At 37.2% G+C, this 18,638-nt stretch carries 15 protein-coding genes and 1 pseudogene; 1 reads left to right on the top strand and 15 read right to left on the bottom strand.

Going from position 1 to position 18,638, the window contains the following annotated elements:
• Window positions 1–24 precede the first annotated feature (24 nt).
• The 11 genes from DB42_RS02480 to DB42_RS02430 form a co-directional block, all read right to left on the bottom strand.
• Window positions 25–1,863 carry a glycosyltransferase gene (locus tag DB42_RS02480; RefSeq protein ID WP_155117390.1) on the bottom strand — a complete coding sequence of 613 codons (1,839 nt, stop codon included), beginning with the start codon at window positions 1,861–1,863 and terminating at the stop codon, window positions 25–27.
• Entirely contained in the window at window positions 1,853–3,127 is a 1,275-nt protein-coding gene (locus DB42_RS02475) for a hypothetical protein (RefSeq protein WP_044881586.1), read from the bottom strand. Before DB42_RS02475 ends, DB42_RS02480 begins: the two co-directional genes overlap by 11 nt.
• A 68-nt stretch (window positions 3,128–3,195) precedes the next feature.
• Window positions 3,196–4,143 (bottom strand): glycosyltransferase family 2 protein, encoded by a 948-nt coding sequence (locus tag DB42_RS02470; protein ID WP_044881585.1) that lies wholly within the window; start codon window positions 4,141–4,143, stop codon window positions 3,196–3,198.
• Window positions 4,127–5,377, bottom strand: a complete 1,251-nt coding sequence (locus tag DB42_RS02465; protein ID WP_162180743.1) for a glycosyltransferase — start codon at window positions 5,375–5,377, stop codon at window positions 4,127–4,129. Before DB42_RS02465 ends, DB42_RS02470 begins: the two co-directional genes overlap by 17 nt.
• A gap of 53 nt (window positions 5,378–5,430) precedes the next feature.
• A complete protein-coding gene (locus DB42_RS02460) occupies window positions 5,431–6,237 on the bottom strand; it encodes an ABC transporter ATP-binding protein (RefSeq protein WP_052435922.1) in 807 nt (268 codons plus the stop codon).
• Window positions 6,238–7,074, bottom strand: a complete 837-nt coding sequence (locus DB42_RS02455) for an ABC transporter permease (protein WP_044881584.1) — start codon at window positions 7,072–7,074, stop codon at window positions 6,238–6,240.
• 315 nt (window positions 7,075–7,389) lie between these two features.
• Window positions 7,390–7,776: a hypothetical protein gene (locus DB42_RS02450; RefSeq protein WP_044881583.1), complete on the bottom strand. Its 387-nt coding sequence runs from the start codon at window positions 7,774–7,776 to the stop codon at window positions 7,390–7,392.
• A gap of 298 nt (window positions 7,777–8,074) precedes the next feature.
• Window positions 8,075–8,989: an NAD-dependent epimerase/dehydratase family protein gene (locus DB42_RS02445; RefSeq protein WP_044881582.1), complete on the bottom strand. Its 915-nt coding sequence runs from the start codon at window positions 8,987–8,989 to the stop codon at window positions 8,075–8,077.
• Window positions 8,990–9,014: 25 nt separating this feature from the next.
• Window positions 9,015–11,084 (bottom strand): glycosyltransferase, encoded by a 2,070-nt coding sequence (locus DB42_RS02440; protein ID WP_044881581.1) that lies wholly within the window; start codon window positions 11,082–11,084, stop codon window positions 9,015–9,017.
• A gap of 186 nt (window positions 11,085–11,270) precedes the next feature.
• Window positions 11,271–12,119 (bottom strand): glycosyltransferase family 92 protein, encoded by an 849-nt coding sequence (locus tag DB42_RS02435; protein ID WP_044881580.1) that lies wholly within the window; start codon window positions 12,117–12,119, stop codon window positions 11,271–11,273.
• The gene (locus DB42_RS02430; protein WP_052435921.1) at window positions 12,116–12,856 is read right to left on the bottom strand and encodes a class I SAM-dependent methyltransferase; all 741 of its coding nucleotides are present in this window, start codon (window positions 12,854–12,856) and stop codon (window positions 12,116–12,118) included. The genes DB42_RS02435 and DB42_RS02430 overlap by 4 nt, the downstream gene beginning before the upstream one ends.
• 870 nt (window positions 12,857–13,726) lie before the next feature.
• Here DB42_RS02430 and DB42_RS02425 point away from each other — a divergent pair.
• Window positions 13,727–14,017, top strand: a pseudogene (locus DB42_RS02425) (transposase family protein); the annotation flags it as partial.
• 209 nt (window positions 14,018–14,226) lie between these two features.
• Here DB42_RS02425 and DB42_RS02420 read toward each other — a convergent pair.
• The 4 genes from DB42_RS02420 to DB42_RS02395 all read right to left on the bottom strand — a co-directional run.
• A complete protein-coding gene (locus DB42_RS02420) occupies window positions 14,227–15,510 on the bottom strand; it encodes a leucine-rich repeat domain-containing protein (RefSeq protein WP_052435919.1) in 1,284 nt (427 codons plus the stop codon).
• Window positions 15,511–16,006: 496 nt separating this feature from the next.
• Window positions 16,007–16,921, bottom strand: coding sequence for a leucine-rich repeat domain-containing protein (locus DB42_RS02410; protein ID WP_052435918.1), 915 nt, complete (start codon window positions 16,919–16,921; stop codon window positions 16,007–16,009).
• Between the two features lie 17 nt (window positions 16,922–16,938).
• On the bottom strand, window positions 16,939–17,559 hold the full coding sequence (locus DB42_RS02405; protein WP_155117388.1) for an F-box protein: 621 nt from the start codon (window positions 17,557–17,559) through the stop codon (window positions 16,939–16,941).
• A 559-nt stretch (window positions 17,560–18,118) separates the two neighbouring features.
• Window positions 18,119–18,638: leucine-rich repeat domain-containing protein (locus DB42_RS02395; protein WP_193365271.1), on the bottom strand; the 520-nt coding region annotated here is incomplete at its 5' end.

Raw genomic sequence — 18,638 nt, 5'->3', positions numbered from 1 at the left:
TCATTTTTATTTTTAATAATCCCTCTAATATTCTGTCTTTTCAAGATCTTCGAAGTGGATTTTTTCATTCTCCCATAATTTCTGAACAAATCGACGATGCACCCAGGACAAAGTTTCATAGTCCTCTATATTGACTTTTTTACGAGAAATGCTCTCATGATGAACTCCTACTGCAAAGGGAGTATATAGACAGTGCAGCCCTTTTGCACGCACTTTAACTGCTAAAGCAGTGTCACTAAAAGCTATAGGGAACCATACTTCGTCAAATCCATTTACTTCAAGGAAGGTCTTCTTTTTAATCATGCAGCAAGCAGCTGTAACAGCTGCTGATACTTTCAAAAAATTAGTTTTCCTAAGGTGGTGAAATTTTTCTAGCCTCTCTTCATGGTGCCAAGATTTCATAAAAGCGGCTCCTGAGGATTCAATGATCACGCCTCCATGCTGCAATAAGCCATTAGGGTAATTTAAGCGGCAACCGACTAGTCCAATTCCAGGCTGTTCGATCCAGCGGCACATCTCTATTAAACCGTCAGCATCTAAGTCTACATCATTGTTAAGAAAAAGGATATTTTCTATATCTTTAGCTATTTTAGTTTCCCTAACCGCCCTATTATTTAAACGTGAATAATTAAAGGGCTCCTCTACTCGAATAACTTCTACCCCTAATTCCCTCAATTTTTCTGCTATAGAAAAGTCTTGGCTATTATTATCGATGGCAGTCATTTTCACGCGGACATTTTTTTGCTTCATGATATGATTGACAGCAGATAAGGTGAGACGGAAATGATCTTTATAAAGCATAATTACATGCACTTCAGGAATACTACGGAGCTGAGGGATCGCCCTTACACTTGATTTGGAATAGCCTGGCGTCCACTGCCAGTTTAATTTTTTACTTTTTGAATAATTTTCGAAAGATTTAAGAATATTTCTTAGCGCTGGCAAAGTTGAATAACGAGTCTCTTGCTTAATTTTATTTTCTTCTCTAATCGCATAAAGAGGCAAAGGCACTTTATGAAATAAAGCCCCGGCTGCTTCTAATCTTAAAGGTAAATCAAAAGTGTGTATTCCTTCACTGTCTTTAAGCAATCCTCCAATTTTTTTCCAAAGATTTTTGGGAATAAGCAAAGTATGTCCTAAATCATCGTTGAATACATAGGGAAAACAAGGCCGTTGTGGCTTAAGAGTACGAGTTTTTGGAAGGGGCATACAGTGATGATTGATTTGATATTCATCACAGAATAATACAGTAAAATCTTTTTCACCCATAAAATTAAGAGTTTGTTCATAGCGATAGAATAGATCAGGCCTCATCCAATCTCCTACCGGCAAGATAAACAAGTAATTGCCCTGAGAGAAGCTAGCTAAAGCATTTATTACCTCACTTTGAGAAAGATTTTTTTCAAAATCAAATACTTTTAAGCTTGCCAATTCGTTAGGAATAAAATGATTGAGTAATTTTTTTATTTCTTTGTCCGACTCTTTGGAAATAGCTAATAAAATTTCTTTATAGGGAGCTGTTATATCTAAAGCCGTCCTAAGTGTTTGCTTAAGATATTTTCTAGAGCATTGAGTCGCATCAATTAAGATAGAGTAATAAAATCTATTATTGTCTGGTAGAAGAGCATGTAATCCTTGAACAGTTTCTTTTAATCTATTCCATTTAAAGGATTGGTTATCCTCAAGCTCTATATTTTCCTCTAAATGTTTAGTAAATTTCTCTAGATATAAAAAATGCTGCTTAAAATAAGAGAGTAAATAAGAAAAAAAGCATCTTTTTTTAAAGCCACGTAATAAATATCTCGCTGAGACACCTAAGTAGGTGGTACAAATCCTACCCAATTTTTTTACTTTACTCATCATACAAGCTCACAAGGACCCTCTCTTGCTGAGAGAGCGTTTTTAATATATCGCTTACCAATAGAAACATGGAGTAAACAATACCACTTGTTAAGGAAATAAGAAAAGGATTGGTAAACCCAGAGAGAAGCCATACGCCAAAAAGACCTAAAAAAGCCAGCTTTAATCGATTAAAGGGTGGCGCAAATAACTTGTAAGCTATGATAGCTACCGGGATCATTAAAATAATAAAGCCTAAGATTCCAAATTGCATGAGAAAAGCAATCCATTGAACCTCATAAGAGTGGTGCAAATCTCCCCCCCTTACTAACTTTTCCACATATCCTCCAAGACCTTTCCCTAATAAAGGATAAATATCAAGCTCTTCCATTAAGGCATTAATCTGATCTACGCGCACTTGATCAGACATCTGGTTATCATGGCTAAAAAAGCGCTCATAAATAAGAATTTGTACTTTTTCTATTCCTATCCAACTTAACCCTAAAATAGCGACTAGCGTAGTTAAAATCGCCATTCTGAAAAATCCTTTAAAGTTTAAGGTAAAGGCATATAAGATTATACTTATTCCCACCACCCCGTAGAGGAAACGTGAGAAACTAAGAAAAATTGCAGGCAAAGTAATTAGCAGAAATAGCCATTTAAAGTTTTTGCTTAATCCTAAGTTTAATCGATTACCTTGTAATACGAAAAGCAGTAAAAAAGGCGTGATAATATCTACTGAGGTTTGCAAGCGGGATAAGTTACCTTGAAGCATGGCCATGCTCATATAACGAACCCCTAAAAGGTCTAATAAATGAAACATGTCTATAATTTTCAAAAGGTGGAGAACGACTACTGTCACTTTAATTGTCGAGTAGGCAAAATTAGAGTAGATAATCACTTTTAAAATTTTTTCCTTAGTCGTTAAATCTTCGTGCACCAGATTTAAAGTCATGATGACAGTAGCAATAGTGATGGAGAAAATTTTAAATTGATCGAAGCCGCTATTTAACCATTCATTTTTTTGCCAATGGCCAATAAACATCCAAATCAACAAAAAACTTAAGGAAATGCAAGCAAAACAGATGAGGCGAAGTTGATGCATTGTCAAACGCACTCTAAAAAAGCTATAAAAAATCATTAGACAAAAACACCCAAGAAACAACCCACTTTTAGGGGTCATCATTCCATGGTTACCGTCGGAGGGGAACGTTAAGCCTATGACGAGCATGGCAAAATAGGGCCATACCCAAAAAGAAAATTTTAATAAATTGGCATTTGCTAGCATACCTACTCTTTATAAGCATGGTTTATTGTTGATAGGTAATTTTAAGGGTAAGGAGCTTTTTTTTCCTATCACCCTAAGAAAAAATCTGCTAGGTTTCGCACCCATCCCTGCTTAAAAAACCCATGACGGTAAATTGTTTTTTTTCTCTCCATCCAAGAAAGATGAGCAAGCATTAAGAAATCTTTTAGGATCTTTTGCTGCGAAAGGCTTAGCAACTGCTGATAGCGGTGAAAAAAAATAAAAGCCTGTTGAAATTTTTTTTCATCAGCCTGGCGCCACTTATGCAATTTTTTCTTTATATTACAAAAATTAAAAAATTTCTGAGCCCCTAATGTATTTGTGGAATGTTGCCTATAGTAGAGAGTAGCCTCATGAATGACCCCTATTTGGCCGAAGGCCGAGGCGATTAAAGCTAACCACCAATCATGCATAAAAGCTTCATGAGGGATGGGCCTGGCCAGTTCGTTCATGAGACGATTGATCATTATCGTGCACCCGGTCACTACATTTTGCGTCAGTAGTTTATTTAAGCTAGAAGAATGAGGGGACTTAAGATAAGTATAATGCCAAAAAGAGGGGTCTAGCAGATTTAAACTTTCATCTACCACGGTTAGGTCGCTATGGACAAGCAAAGGAAGTTCCCCATACTTGTTTTCCATGGCTATCATGCAAGAAAGAGATTTTTCAACTTTATTAGGCTTCCATACATCATCCTGGTCAGAAAACATCAGATAAGAAGAGGTCGAAGCTTGCATCAGCTGGGAAAAGTTAGCTTTTACTCCTTGACGCTCTCTAGCTTGGAAAAAGGTTATCCTATCAGGAAACTTAGAAAGAAAGCTTTCAATAATTAAGGGGGTATTATCTATGGAAGCATCATCTCTAATTAAAAGATGGATATCAGGATGAGTTTGCTTTAACAAAGACTCTATTTGCTCTGCTAAATACCTTTCCCCATTATAAGTGGCCAGAAGGATATCAACCTTCCGAGGGTTAGAAAAGCTAAGTTTTGATTCCATTATTCCGCCTTATCCACCATCTTTCCACTAAAGTCCACGGATGGCATTTTTGAAACTGATAATACAATATTTGGGCAAGATCATAAGCAAAATAATTTTTAAGAGGATTATTTATTAAATGCTCAATAATTTCTTCAAGAGGAGCGACTGCTTTTTCCCATACAAGCTGCTCCCTTAGTTCTTTAAGATTGCTTTTTATTCTTAGCGTTTCAGCTGAATCATCTATTAGCTGGCTTATCGCTAAAACTAAAGCCTGAACATCTTGTGCGGGTACAACTTTGCCAATTTTATTTTTCAAGACAAGTTCTGCAAAGACATCCCCCTCAGTAGTAATAAGGGGCAAGCCTGCCCAAATATAATCTAAGAGCCTGGTGCGAAAAGAATATTGGGTTTCCAGATGCTCAAAATGTGTGGATACCCCAATATCTGCATCCAAAAGAAAATTCTCACGTTCTTCATAGGGTATCCATTGTTCATTAAAGAAAACAAACTGATCTTTAATTTTTAAGTCTTCCGCTAACTTAATTGCTTTATTGGCCATACTCATGATAGGAATGCTGGCGTTAGGATGTCTGATTCCCATAAAAACCAGCTTTATATCGCTTCTTTGCTTAGAAAGCTCCTTAACCGCACAAATGAGAGTCAAAGGATCAAACCAGTTCCAAATACCTCCTCCCCATAAGAGAAGCTTATCGGAAGCTTTAATATTAAATTTTTCGCGAAAACCGCTTTTAGATTGAATAGCAGGGCGGGAAGGAATCCCAAAAGGGACGATGCCTACTCGTTTATGTAACGTTTCATCTTGATCATAAATGGTAGGGGAAATTTTTTTTAAACTTAATAAAGAGCCCATCCAAAGATCTCTTTGCCGATGATTGGCGCAAATTACGGCATCAGCCATGCGCAGATTGAAATTAATGGTATGAATAATCGCACGATTAAGATGTTTTCTTACTTTAAGTGCTGAGGGCTTAAAAATTTCTAAATGCTCTAAAGGCTCAGGATCATAGGCATCATAGATAAGAGGAATTTTATAACGCTTAGCATGGAAGGCAAGGCTTGGGTCAATAGTTTGAGTGATGATAACATCTATCTTTTTAAACTCGATGGGACCTGTGCTTATCGTAAACGTAGGGGAGACTTGATCAGTTTGATTAGGAACATGTAAAGTCACTTGATGGTTTTTAGCAAGTGCATGCGCAAATTCCCAATAACGAATGGCCGGTCCTGCCATTGATTTTCCCAAGGTATCTAAGCAATTTAAAAGTATTCTTACCATTTAACTCGTCAGGTTTCCTTGATTTTTTGCTCATAGGCTTTTATACATTTTTCTATAGAACCGACCTCAATCTGGCGTCCATTCTCTAAGTAAATTCCTTTATTACAGATTTCTAATAAAGAATGGGTATTATGGCTGACAAAGATGATCGTTCTGCCACTCAACGCCAGCTCACGCATTTTTTTTATACATTTAGCTTGAAAAGGGGCATCGCCTACAGCTAATACTTCATCGAGGACCAGCACCTGAGGATCTAAATAAGCGGCGATGGAAAACCCTAAGCGCGTGTACATCCCACTCGAATAGCGCTTGACGGGCGTGTCTAAAAATTTTTCAATCTCCGCAAATTCTACAATCTCATCAAATTTTCGAGCAATTTCACGTTTGCTCATTCCTAATATAGCCCCATTTAAAAAGACATTTTCTCTTCCTGTTAGTTCAGGATGAAAGCCTGTGCCTACTTCCAATAGGCTGGATATCTTTCCTCGAAGGAAAATTTCACCATCTGAAGGCATGATGATGCGTGATAGCAACTTCAGCAAGGTAGACTTTCCTGCCCCATTGCGGCCAATAATCCCAAATCGGTCTCCTTCTTCTATGGCTAGTGAAATGTCTTTTAAGGCCCAAAATTCTTCTGTTTGCTTTTCTTCGGCAGCTGCTGCTCGGCGTTTATGGCCCCTCATTCTATTCCAAAAGCGACGTCCGTGCGTAGCCAATGTCTCTACAAGTGTCGTTTGCCCTAGGGGAGGTTGATCATGGAATATCGTATACTTTTTCGAAACATTTTTTACTTCAACGATATTTAAATTACCCATTTATAACCTATCTACAAAAGAGCGTTCCATTTTACGAAAATAAAGAAAACCGGTAACTACTAAAATAAGCGTAACAACAGCAGAAGTAGCGATGGAATAAACCAAATGAGGGTAGGTAAAACCAAAAAGAGACCACCTAAATCCATCTATAATTCCTACCGCAGGATTCAAGCAGTATAGCCAGATCCATTGGCTAGAAATCTCGCTGGTGCTGTAACCTACAGGAGAAATAAACATGCCAATTTGGACAACAAAAGGAATTAAAAACCTACAATCTTTAAATTTTACTGTCAAAGCGGAAAGCCAAAGGGATCCTCCCTCACTTAATAGCAGGGCCAGCATAATAAAGATAGGTAACCCCATCAGTGTGGCAAAATTCAAAGGCTGAACAATAAAACAAAAAAAGAACAACAAAATCATGCCTATGAGAAAGTCTGCAAAATGTACAGCAATTTGTGCAGTAGGAATGATAATACGAGGAAAGTAAATTTTAGAGATTAAATTGGCATGATGGAGAATGCTCGTTGAACCTTCCACAATAGCATTAGAACATAATTGCCAAGGAAGCAAACCGGCTAAAACAAAAGAAGCGTAGTTAATATTTCCCGAAGAAAGATGAGCGATTTGCCCAAACACCAGTGCAAAAATTCCCATATTGATGAGAGGGCGGATGACTGCCCAGGCTATTCCAAAAAAAGCTTCCTTGTAGCGCACTAAGATATCGCGCCATGCAAAAAAATATAAAAGTTCCCGATAATCGATTAAATCTTTGAGATATTGGGCTTGTCTTATATGGGGATTGATTCTCAGCAAAAAAGGCTTCGTAGGCTTGTTCATAAATCAAAACAACACTATTAAAAGGCATAAAAAAGGTTATTTTAGACGCTTCGCTTGTTTTAATACAGTACTTTTAACAAGATCCTCTCCCCTCTTATCTTCCTCTAATTCTTTGGAACTTACCTTCCGGGATCTTTGATAACTTCGAATGGTAACCTGCTAAGCAGCTCCCAGGTTAAGGAGTAGCCTTATAAGCAACACTGTTTACATGATGTGCTTTAAAAAAGTTTTATCCTCGCCATCTTTTTAGCAAGGATAGAAAATTCTTATGTTGAAAGGCTATTACTATTTATTATCTAAATCTCAAGTGAGTTCTCAGTATTTATACCTTCTCCAAGTATTTAAATAATTTAAAACGCTATCAAATATAGGAAAAAAATCTTCAAGTGACTGGTCATGAAAATCTCTAGAATTTTCAGAAACAGTACAAATGTTTTTCTTTTCAAATTTTCTCCTAGTGATTTCTTCCACATTTTTTGAAAGAGTAGCGCTTATCGAAGCAAATTCACTGTTTTTTTGGTAATGGTCTTCTATTTTTTTTAAAAGGGACTTAACAAAATGATTAATAAGAATCTCTTTTTCTTTAGGGGAAAAAGATAAATTAATATCATACCCGCACTCACGCACCGTAGCTTGAAGCGCTTTTTTTTCAAAAGCAGGCTTAATAAAGTCTTGTTTTATTTCTTGCAAGATTGGATTCATCATTTACCCTTATTTTACTCGTTAGCCCTTTATTATATACCAATATAAATATAGGTCTTCCTTAAAATTAAATAAAGCCATAAGGAAAAATTTACTATTACAAAATTTTTCTAACATTCGGCTATATTTTGCTTCGATGCCTGTACTGCTTGTCTCATTAAAGAAATCATATTTATTTAATTTAATAAATTTTTTCAATGAAACGGGAGGGAGGAGTTGTTTTAAGAGCCTCTAAAGAATATATAAGCATCCTCTCAGGGGTAAGCAGAGATATGGGTTAGAGCGCAGGCAATAGGTTTTAAGATAAAGCCAGTGCTGAATGAATACTTGCCCACATTTTCTCTAAGCCTTCTTTTAACTCTATTTTTGGGTGCCAGTTAAGAGTTTGGCTAATTAGCTTTGGAGATAAAACGCTAAAAGTAGGCTTACAGCTATGACTGAGTAAGTTAATATTAATTTTTCTTTTAGTGATTGCTTCTATGGTATCTAAGACTTCTTTTAAAGAAGTTCCTTGGCCAGAGCCCACATTAAAGACTTGCACTAAAGCTTTTTCAGGAGGATTATTAATGATTAAATGAAAAGCATGGGAAAGATCATCTAGATGAATGTAATCCCTTACGCTATTAAGAGAATCAATAATATTTAAGGTAGAATTATCTATTAATTTGGAAAAAATGACTCCAATGAGTCCATTTGTACGCGTAGAAGGAAGAAGAGCACCATAAGGGTTACTTATCCGCAATACAGTCCCCCGAATTCCATACTTTCTGCAAAATAAAGCTAAATAATTTTCTACCGCTAGTTTATTAATACTATAGCTACTCCAAGGATGGGGAGGATCTGACTCCTGATGGGAAACTAAAGAGCTTTTTTGATACATATTTCCTCCACTACTTGCAAAAATAATATGACCTTGAGGATTAGCTTGGGCATAGGCTTCAAAAAGAGTAAGAGAAGATAAAAGATTATGAGAAATATCAGAAAAAATATCTTCATCGGAGGTCCATGGATTGTTCACCCAAGCTAAATGGATCAAAACGTCGGCCTGCTGGACAAAATTATTGATATCCACAGGATTGTTTAGATTTCCTATAAACTGCTGTTGAGAAGGGATTGTAGAGATAGGTTGACGAACAAGGCGTCTATGAGGGAAAGGAAGAAAATTACAAAGGTGATTTCCTATAAAACCTGTACTGCCCGTAATTGCGATCATAGGCGCTCATTTAAAATAGTTGATTTTATAAGACATTCATTGAAGATTTGCTTTTTAACGATAGTTCTTCTTTAATTTTTGAGATAGTTATTTCTAATGAAAATTTCTCATTAAAGGTTCTCTGGGCATTGAGCGCTAATTGACGTGTTCGCAAAGGATGATTAATAGCTTCCACTAAAGCCTTTTCTAAAGCTTTAGCACTAAAAGAGCGACATAAATAGCCGGAATAATTATGCACAATAGCTTCCGAACACCCATTCACATCGGTAGAAATAATAGGAACACCTAAAGACATGGCCTGCAAAAGAGATAAGGGCAAACACTCTAACACAGAAGATTGAATAAATAGGTCTGCCTCATTGTAAAAGGAATCCAATTGGTGGATATCGATACAAGAAATAAGATGAATGCGTTCTTGTAGATTAGCGCTAAGAATTTTTAAAATGATGTCTTGATTATAACTATCTAAAGAGCCGGGTAAACCTACTAGGGTCAGACTCACATCCTCAGGGATTAACCCTTTTTTTATACAGGCAATAAAGGCATCCACAAGTAAATGAAAACCTTTCCTAGGAGTGCTAAACCCTATAGAAAGAAGATTTTTGATAGGCTTATGAGAAACTAACGATAAGCATCCTCCTTTTAATCCACTCCAATATAATACTTTTCCTGAGACATCTAAAATACTATTCCAAATATTTTTCGTGCTTTCCGATCCGAACCAAAAATTGAATCTTTTTTTATAACTCACCCTCTTTAATAAGTGAAAAGCTAGGTTGGTTTTAAGATAAATAGTAGGAGAAAAAGATTCATGGATATACCAGTAAATCTTTTTAAAAGGAGCAAACAGTAAAAGGGGTAACATAAGAGCAGAGCTGGCTGCACTGTTAACAATAACAGTGGAGGAAGCCCTTAGGTTTAAATAAAGAGTGACCCAAATGAGTGCCCCCAGACGCTTCCATTTTCCGATAGGTTCATCCCACTTTAAGCAGCCTGCAGGAGCTATAAAAAGAGGAATATTAAATTTTTCATATTCATTTTTCAAAGGACCTTCGCGCATGGAGATGACAGAAACTTTGTAGCCTTGGCCTTTAAGAGCGATAGCAAGATCTAACACTAGCTTAGATCCTCCTCCTCCTGGCGCTAAATCGTGTGTAATAAGGGTAAACTTCTCAGATTTTCCACTATAATGAGAAAAATTATTGTTGAAATTTACCGAAGAGCTATTGAATTTGGTAATCTTGGGCATACAGATAAACCGAGTCAAAATGCTTCCCAAATTTATCGCATTTTTGGCTTTGAGAAATGCTTTAGATCCCTCATAAGGAGAAGGAGCATTTTTATTTAAAGGAGCAGAACGAGTGACCGTCACAAAATAATTGAGATACATCTCTTCACGCTCCTTTTGGCTAAGCCTGATCTCTTCCTGGGAAGCTTTCTCCTCTATATAGCGATAGTAATAAAGATTCTCATTTAAAAAGCTAATCTCATAATTTATAAGAGAGCGAACAATATAATCCAAACTGCCTTGATATTTATACTCTTTATAAACACCTACGCTTGTGTAAAGCTCTTGTGAAAAAAACATATTACCGTAGGTCATGGCAAGATTAAAAGTCATAAAAGCTTCTTCAATATGTTCAAGTTGGATAACTTCAAACATTTTTTCTTCATAGATTCTTTTTTGAGAAGCATCAAAGCAATGTCGCCGGCTATCTTGATCTACTAAATCTACGCGTGTAAAGATAAAATGCATTTGAGAAGCGATAGCTTTGTCTACCAGCCTTTCTATCCTATTAGGCGCAAAATAGTCTTGAGGAGAGAGAAAAGTTAAATAATCTCCTTGAGCAATTCCTAAACCTCTGTTGATAGCTTCAGCAAGAGTTTGAAAATTTTCTTGAAGGTAAATGCATTTATATTTTGTAGATTTTATAAAATCTTGAATGATAGAAGAGGAAGGAAGAGTAAAATGGCTGTCTAAAAGAATAACTTCCAGAGAAGCATATGTCTGTGCAGCTACTGAGATTAAGGCAGCCTCTAAGTAGTCGTAAGGGCCGCAAATAGGAATAATTAAAGACACTAAAGGAGTTTTCATAGATTAAATTTTATTTAAACTTTACAGTGTACTTATTACGGACGAGCACCTATTTTATCAGCTTGCCACGTTCGTGTCAACCGGTGGCACGGTTTCTCATATATCCTTGCGAATAATTTTTAAAGGCTTTTTCCTATCCACATTGCTTAGAGGGTTATCTAGCCCTTCTTGATGCTGATCCATTCATTAGTCATAATTATTAAAATTTTTAATTATATCATCATGCTCTATATTGTATCCTTTTTCTATCTCTAGCACAGATTCTATAGGCTGGCCCCACTTTAGCCGGCGAGCAAGCTTAGTGTGGATTAAAAAGCTTTTATCTCGGCACCAATAATGATTAATTCTAAAAATGTTAACACTGTTTTTCGCTGTAAAAGCACCATGGACAAGTTCTTTGTTTTCATTCACGGCAAATTTATTAGTAGAGTAGATAAAACTATGAGGATTCATGATATCTACCACATAGGCAGGCTTAACAATAGATTTAACATGCAAATCACCATCTACTGCTCCTCTACGCACTAATAGATCGGTCAATTTTTGCCCTTCAGGGATGTAGTCTACGTTACTTGTTCCATACATTACCCAATTGGCTACCACGCCTGCAAATTCTTCATAGTTCTTTAAAGCTCTTCTCAAATTTTTGTAAGGTAGTGTAAAAAGAAATTCATCGGTATCAATGATGGCGCACCATTTAGATTCCTTGGTAATTTTTTTCAAGCAGTGCATGTAAGCTTGAGTTTGAATGCTATTCCACTCTATAACATTTTGGCTACCATGATTCCATTCTATTACCTCAATAAATCCTTCCCTTTCATATTGATCTAGATAAGTTTTCCATACGTCAACAGGTCCATTATTATATAAATAAAAATGTTGGACACCTTGATGCTTATGAAATTCGATCCATTCAGACATATAAGGAAGATCATCTTCCATAAAAATGGCACAACTTGATAATTCATATTTATAGCCCGCATGTAGGGTCTGTAAGATTAAGAGCCACCCAAAGAAGATTAAAAAACGCTTCATAAGCTTCTGATTTCCTCGCCTTTTCTTACTACTACTGTAAATCCATTGCCTACTTTGTCATCGATGTCTTGGACAGCTACTACCTCCCAGCCATAATGCTTGCATATATCTAGCATATCTTGAGTAACCCAAACTGACCAATGATGATGATCATCATCTTCAGGAGCAGTTAAATGTTCATGACGATAGATAATTTCCTTTAAGGAAGTGCGTGGTCTATTTTTATCAAAGGTCCGCTCTTTATGAGGAATAATCATATAGACATAGCCTCCCGGCTTTACGACGCGCAGCCATTCCTTGATAGCTTTAATAGGATCAAAAAAATGCTCAATGACATGAGAATTGATCACAAAGTCAAATGCATTATCCTTAAAAGGGAGATTATCTCCGCTTGCCACTATATCAACTTTCAAGGCATGCCCTGCTGTCTTTTCCTCTGCTCTTTTGAAAGGTGTGGAAAGCTCGTCGCTATAATCGACATTAAGAGTTTTCAATCCAAAAGGGTTATGGGCAGAACCTCCAATTTCAATTCCTCTTAGCCCATCTAGTAATTGGTGAGCTAAAGCGCTTTCTTGGAAAGCATTTCTTCTATAAAAGGTATGATTGAATCCACCAGCTCTCACACTTTCTTTAGAAGGAAGAATAAGTAGGGATCGAATGGTGTTTGATCTGAGGCCTACAAAAAAAGTAACCCAACAGACAGCCACTAAAAATACTATCCATTTCACATACTGCATGATTATTTCCTTTATGGGCACGAGTTATAAGGGTTAAAATACTTTATATTTTCTATAAAAAACTTGTCTACTGGATTTCTTAAGTTTAAAACCTCTACCTTCTTGGCAGGATGAAAAAATTTATAAATATTTAAGAGAGGGGTGTTTTTGATTTGCTGAAAAGTTATGCTTACTTATATTTTCAAGTTTTAACTTTTGTCAGCTATAAGCATCTGGCTAGGCTCTAATCATCGAGGATTTACCTTCTTTAGTTGTACCTCATAAAACACAAAAAGAAGGCTGCTTAAACCGAAGAGCTGTACTCATACTTGGTACCCTATCGTTTTAAGCATTATTAGGTAACGTAAAAGCAAGCCTTAGAACATCTCTGGAAGGGAATTTAGCAAGCTATAAAAAAATTGACTATTAAAAGTTTTAAGATGCTTGGCATATTAAAGCTTAAATATCTAGTCCTTTAGAGTAATGACTAGTAAAAGGGTAACAATAGCTCTATTACAAAAGTGGTTTGAAGGATTTTTTATAACTTTTACACCTTATAAGTTCAATAGTTGGTAATAAGCACACCTGCCAGGATATTTTAACAAAATCAAAGAAAGTAAAATAATTTAACGATTCCCTCTTTCATCTTAGGGAAGCCTCTTTTCTTCATGCTAGCTTTTCACAAGTTTACCGGCTAACTTGTTACGTTAAAAAAGAAATTAAGCTTAGGTATATGTTTGAAAGTAAGCCGTCACTGGGCATCAATTATTTCTTGATAAATAAAGTAATTAGTAGAGTTTATATTTGCTTAATCATCTATTAGACCTCTTTCGAAACTAAAATAAAATGCAAACTTTAGTAAAATGGTGACTCAACATTTAAGGAGACACCATGAAATTTGATAAGATAGAGAAATTAGATGATGAACGCTTCCGACGATTGACAGGGGTCAAGCGTACCACCTTTGATAAAATGGTGCAAATTTTACAGCAAGCCGATAAGGCCAAGAAGATTAAAGGTGGGCGTAAATATAAACTAAGTCTAGAAGACATGTTGTGGATGGCCTTGGAATATATGCGCGAATATAGGACCTATTTTCATCTTAGCCAAAGCTATGGAGTTAGTGGAAGCTCAGCTTATAAAGCAGTGAAATGGATTGAAGATACGTTAATCAAGCATCCAGAAGAAACAGATAAGATTATAGCAGGCTATTTCACAATGCACGACTTTATGAGCAGCACTTATCAAGGCAATATCATTAGGATTTGATGGTTTGCATAGGTTATGCGAAGCTTGGTCTGGCTATTTTTATGAAACTCTTTTTGTGTTCCATCTATTGCCCATTTTTATAGAAATAGTTACTTCTAAGTACTCTTGTAGGATACCACTCCTTATAGGAACCGCTGCCTTATTTTCTCGGCGATATCTTTCAAAGGATTTTCCGCTAATTCAAGCGTTTGCAGCTGAGACAGCCGCCCTATTTCTGCAGGAAGACTGGTAAGCTGGTTCTGATTTAAGTAAAGCTTTTGCAGCTGAGACAGTTGCCCAATCTCTGTAGGCAGAGCGGTGAGCTGGTTTTGGCTTAAATCAATCCATTGCAACTGAGACAATTGACCTGTTTCTGCAGGCAGACTGGTGAGCTGGTTTTGATTTAAGAAAAGCCCTTGCAGCTGGGAAAGCTGTCCGATTTCTGTAGGCAGAGCGGTGAGCTGGTTTTGGCTTAAATCAAGCCTTTGTAACTGAGGCAATTGCCCTATTTCTGCAGGCAGAGCGGTGAGCTGGTTTTGATTTAAAAGAAGATGTTGCAGCTGAGACAATTGGCCTATTTCTGCAGGAAGGCTGGTGAGCTGGTTTTGATATAAGTAAAGCAATTGTAGCTGAGACAATTGACCTATTTCTCCAGGCAGACTGCTGAGCTGGTTGAAGCTTAACCAAAGCACTCGCAGCTTAGATAACTGGTATATTTCTGGGGGTAAGTAAGTCAAGCCTGCTTCAGATAAATCTAAATCCGGGATATTTTTACAATTTTCTTCAATCCAATCTCTAAGAAGCTCTCCTTTTTTTTCTAGAGGCAAGTGCTTAATTTCTTCTCGGCTCAAGTATTCTTCCCCACCAGGGAGTCTTTCCCAAATTAAAAGGCGATTAATATTTAAGAGATAAGAAGAGTAATTAGCCAGCGTTAAGCCTCTTTTTTCTTCTGTTTTCCATTTAAATTCTACTAGAGGCAAGTGCTTAATTTCTTCTCGGCTCAAGTATTTTTCCCCGGCAGGAAGTTTTTTCCAAAATAAAAGGCGATTAATATTTAAGAGATAAGAAGAGTAATTAGCCAGAGTTAAGCCTCTTTTTTCTTCTGTTTTTTCTTTAGATTCTAAAGTTGAAAGAGACTTGGCTAAAGTAAACATTTGCTTAAAGATTGCATTTACCTTTGCTGCTTCAGAAAGCTTTTCTTCTAGCTTATAAATCCTATCTACAATAAGAGCCTGCTCCTTAACATTTCCTTGAGGAACATGCACTTTACCTATTTGTTTATAAAGAGAAGGCATGACTTCAGTAGCCAGCAGATGATGCCATCTTTTACAGACGCTAAATAAGGGAGGAACTGCGCAAGCCTCTAAGATAGGGAGTAGCAATTCATTAGGCACGCTTTCAATAGAGGCCGGAGAGATAGGATGCATTTTATTTCCTTGGGTAGTAATGACTTTTTTAGCATTTTTATTTTTCAAAGGCAATATAAAAAAATTAAAAAAGCAAGTCAAACGAATTCGTATCCTTATCCATGAAAAACAATTCACAGATAACCTAAAAGCGCTTTTGTTTCAAATAGATTCAAGGAAAGGGCGGAGACCTTCCAAGCATTTAGGAGCAGCCACAGGTTTTGGGGATTAAGTGACCCGGCAATTTTAGTTGGGCTAAAAGAATGAGATTGATTCTTTGCCTTGTTTGAGAGAAACGGCTCTTTTTGGCGCAATGTTTAATTCTTCTATCGAATGGTGGAATACAATACGCCTAGCTTCTTCCTGTCAAGAAAGGTTGTTCTCCCAGTATATCAATCTGCAGAAAAAGAGAGAAATTTCTTGTCATTATAAATGTGTAGGTTAGCTTAAGCTTACTTAGTTGCGGGAAGAAAAGCGGATTACTTGTTTAAAGATAAGATGGCTAAAAGTTTTTATTTCATTTTAGCTCACCCCAATTTAAAAAATACTTAAGCCATTCTACAATTGAAAATGCTGCCTTATTTTTTTCTACAATATCTTTCAAAGGATTTGCCGCTAATTCAAGCTTGGTAAGCTGAGACAACCGCCTGATTTCTGCAGGAAGTCTGGTGAGCTGGTTCTGATTTAAGTCAAGCCGCCACAGTTTAGACAGCTGCCCGATTTCTGTAGGCAGGCTGGTGAGCTGATTTTGGCTTAAGTCAAGCACTCGTAGTTGAGACAGTTGCCCCACTCCTTTAGGCAGAGCGGTGAGCTGGTTTTGATTTAAGTAAAGCCTTTGCAGCCCAGACAATTGCCCGATTTCTGCAGGAAGACTGGTGAGCTGGTTTTGATTTAAGTCAAGCCTTTGTAGCTGAGACAATTGCCCGATTTCTGCAGGAAGATTGGCGAGCTGGTTTCGGTTTAAGTAAAGCCGTGTCAGCTGAGACAATTGACCTATTTCTGTAGGCAGGCTGGTGAGCTGGTTTTGATTTAAGTAAAGCTCTTTCAGCCGAGACAACCGTCCTATTTTTGCAGGCAGAGCGGTGAGCTGGTTTTCATTTAAGTAAAGCCCTTTCAGCTGAGATAACCGACCGATTTCTGCAGGAAGGCTGGTGAGCTGGTTTTGATTTAGTTCAAGCCTTTGCAGCTGAGATAGCTGTCCGATTTCTCCAGGCAGGCTGGTGAGCTGGTTTTGATTTAAGTTAAGCGCTCGCAGCTGAGACAGTTGCCCGATTTCTGCAGGCAGACTGGTGAGCTGGTTTTGATTTAAGTTAAACCTTTGCAGCTGAGACAGTTGCCCGATTTCTGTAGGCAGACCAGTGAGGCGGTTATAATCTAAATCAAGCTCTTGCAGCTGAGATAACTGGCATATCTCTGGCGGTAAATAAGTCAAGCCTACTTCAGATAAATCTAAAACCGTGATGTTTTTACAATTTTTTTCAATCCAATCTCTAAGAAACTCTCTTTTTTTTCTAGAGGCAAGTGCTTAATTTCTTCTCGACTCAAGTATTCTTCCCCACCAGGGAGTCTTTTCCAAAGTAAAAGGCGATTAATATTTAAGAGATAAGAAGAGTAATTAGCCAGAGTTAAGCCTCTTTTTTCTTCTGTCTTCTCTTTAAATTTCAAGGGTGAAATAGATTTAGCTAAGGTAAAAACTTGAAAAACTTTTGAGGAGTAATTAGCTAAAGTAAAATATTTTTTTTCTTCAGTCTTCCATTTAAATTCTAGAGGAGAAAGAGAACTAGCTAAAGTAAAGATTTGCCTAAAAATTGCATTTACCTTTGCTGTTTCAGAGAGACTACTTTCTAGCTTATAAATCCTATCTAAAATAAAAGACTGCTTGTTAATATCCCCTTGGGAAACATGTACTTTACCTATTTGTTTATAAAGAGAAGGCATCACTTCAGAATCCAGCAAATGATGCCATCTTTTACAGACGCTAAATAAGGAAGGAACTGCGCAAGCCTCTAAGATAGGAAGCAGCAACTCATTAGGCAAGCTTTCAATAGAGGCCGAAGAGAGAGAATGCATTTTATTTCCTGGGGTAGTGATAACTTTTATTATTTTAATTTCTAAAGGCAATATAAAAAAATTAAAAAAGCAAGTCAAACCAATTCGTATCCTTATCAAGGAAAAACAACTCTCAGAGGATCTAGTCGCGCTTTTTTTCCAGATAGATCCAAGGCAAGGGTAGAGACCCTCCAAGCATTTAGGAGCAGCCACAGGTTTTGGCGATTAAGTGACACGGCAATTTTGGTTTGGCTAAAAGAAGAATGATTCTTTGCCTTATTTAAGTGAAACGGCTCTTTTTGGCGCAATGTTTTAATTCTTCTATCGAATGATGGAATACAATACGCCTAGCTTCTTCCTGTCAAGAAAGGTTGTTCTCCCAGCATAGCAATCTGCAGAAAAAGAGAGAACCTTCTTGTCGTTATAAATGTGTAGGTTAGTTTAAACGTGCTTAGTTGCCGGAAGAAAAGCAGATCAGACAGCTGCCCGATTTCTGTAGGCAGAGCGGTGAGCTGGTTTTGGCTTAAGTAAAGCCGTGTCAGCTCAGCTCACCCCAATTTAAAAAGCACTTACAACCATTCTACAATTGAAAACGCTGCCTTATTTTTTCTGGAATATCTTCCAAAGGATTTTCCGCTAATTCAAGCTCGATAAGCTGAGACAGCTGCCCAATTTCTGCAGGCAGGGCAGTGAGCTGGTTTTGATTTAAGTAAAGCCGTGTCAGCTGAGACAATTGACCTATTTCTGCAGGCAGACTGGTGAGCTGGTTTTGATTTAAGCCAAGTATTTGCAGCTGAGACAATTGCCGGATTTCTGTGGGCAGAGCGGTGAGCTGATTTTGATTTAAGTGAAGCTGTAGGAGATTAGAAAGCTGGCCGATTTCTGCAGGCAGGCTGGTGAGCTGGTTTTGATTTAACAAAAGCCCTTTCAGCTGAGACAATTGCACTATTTCTGCAGGCAGACTGGTGAGCTGGTTTTCTCTTAAGTCAAGCACTTGCAGCCTAGACATCAGCCCGATTTCTACAGGCAGAGCGGTGAGCTGGTTGAAGCTTAACCAAAGCACTCGCAGCTTAGATAACTGGTATATTTCTGGGGGTAAG

Source organism: Neochlamydia sp. EPS4 (genome assembly GCF_000813665.1).
GTDB lineage: Bacteria > Chlamydiota > Chlamydiia > Chlamydiales > Parachlamydiaceae > Neochlamydia.
This window is presented reverse-complemented; position numbering and strand designations above follow the sequence as displayed.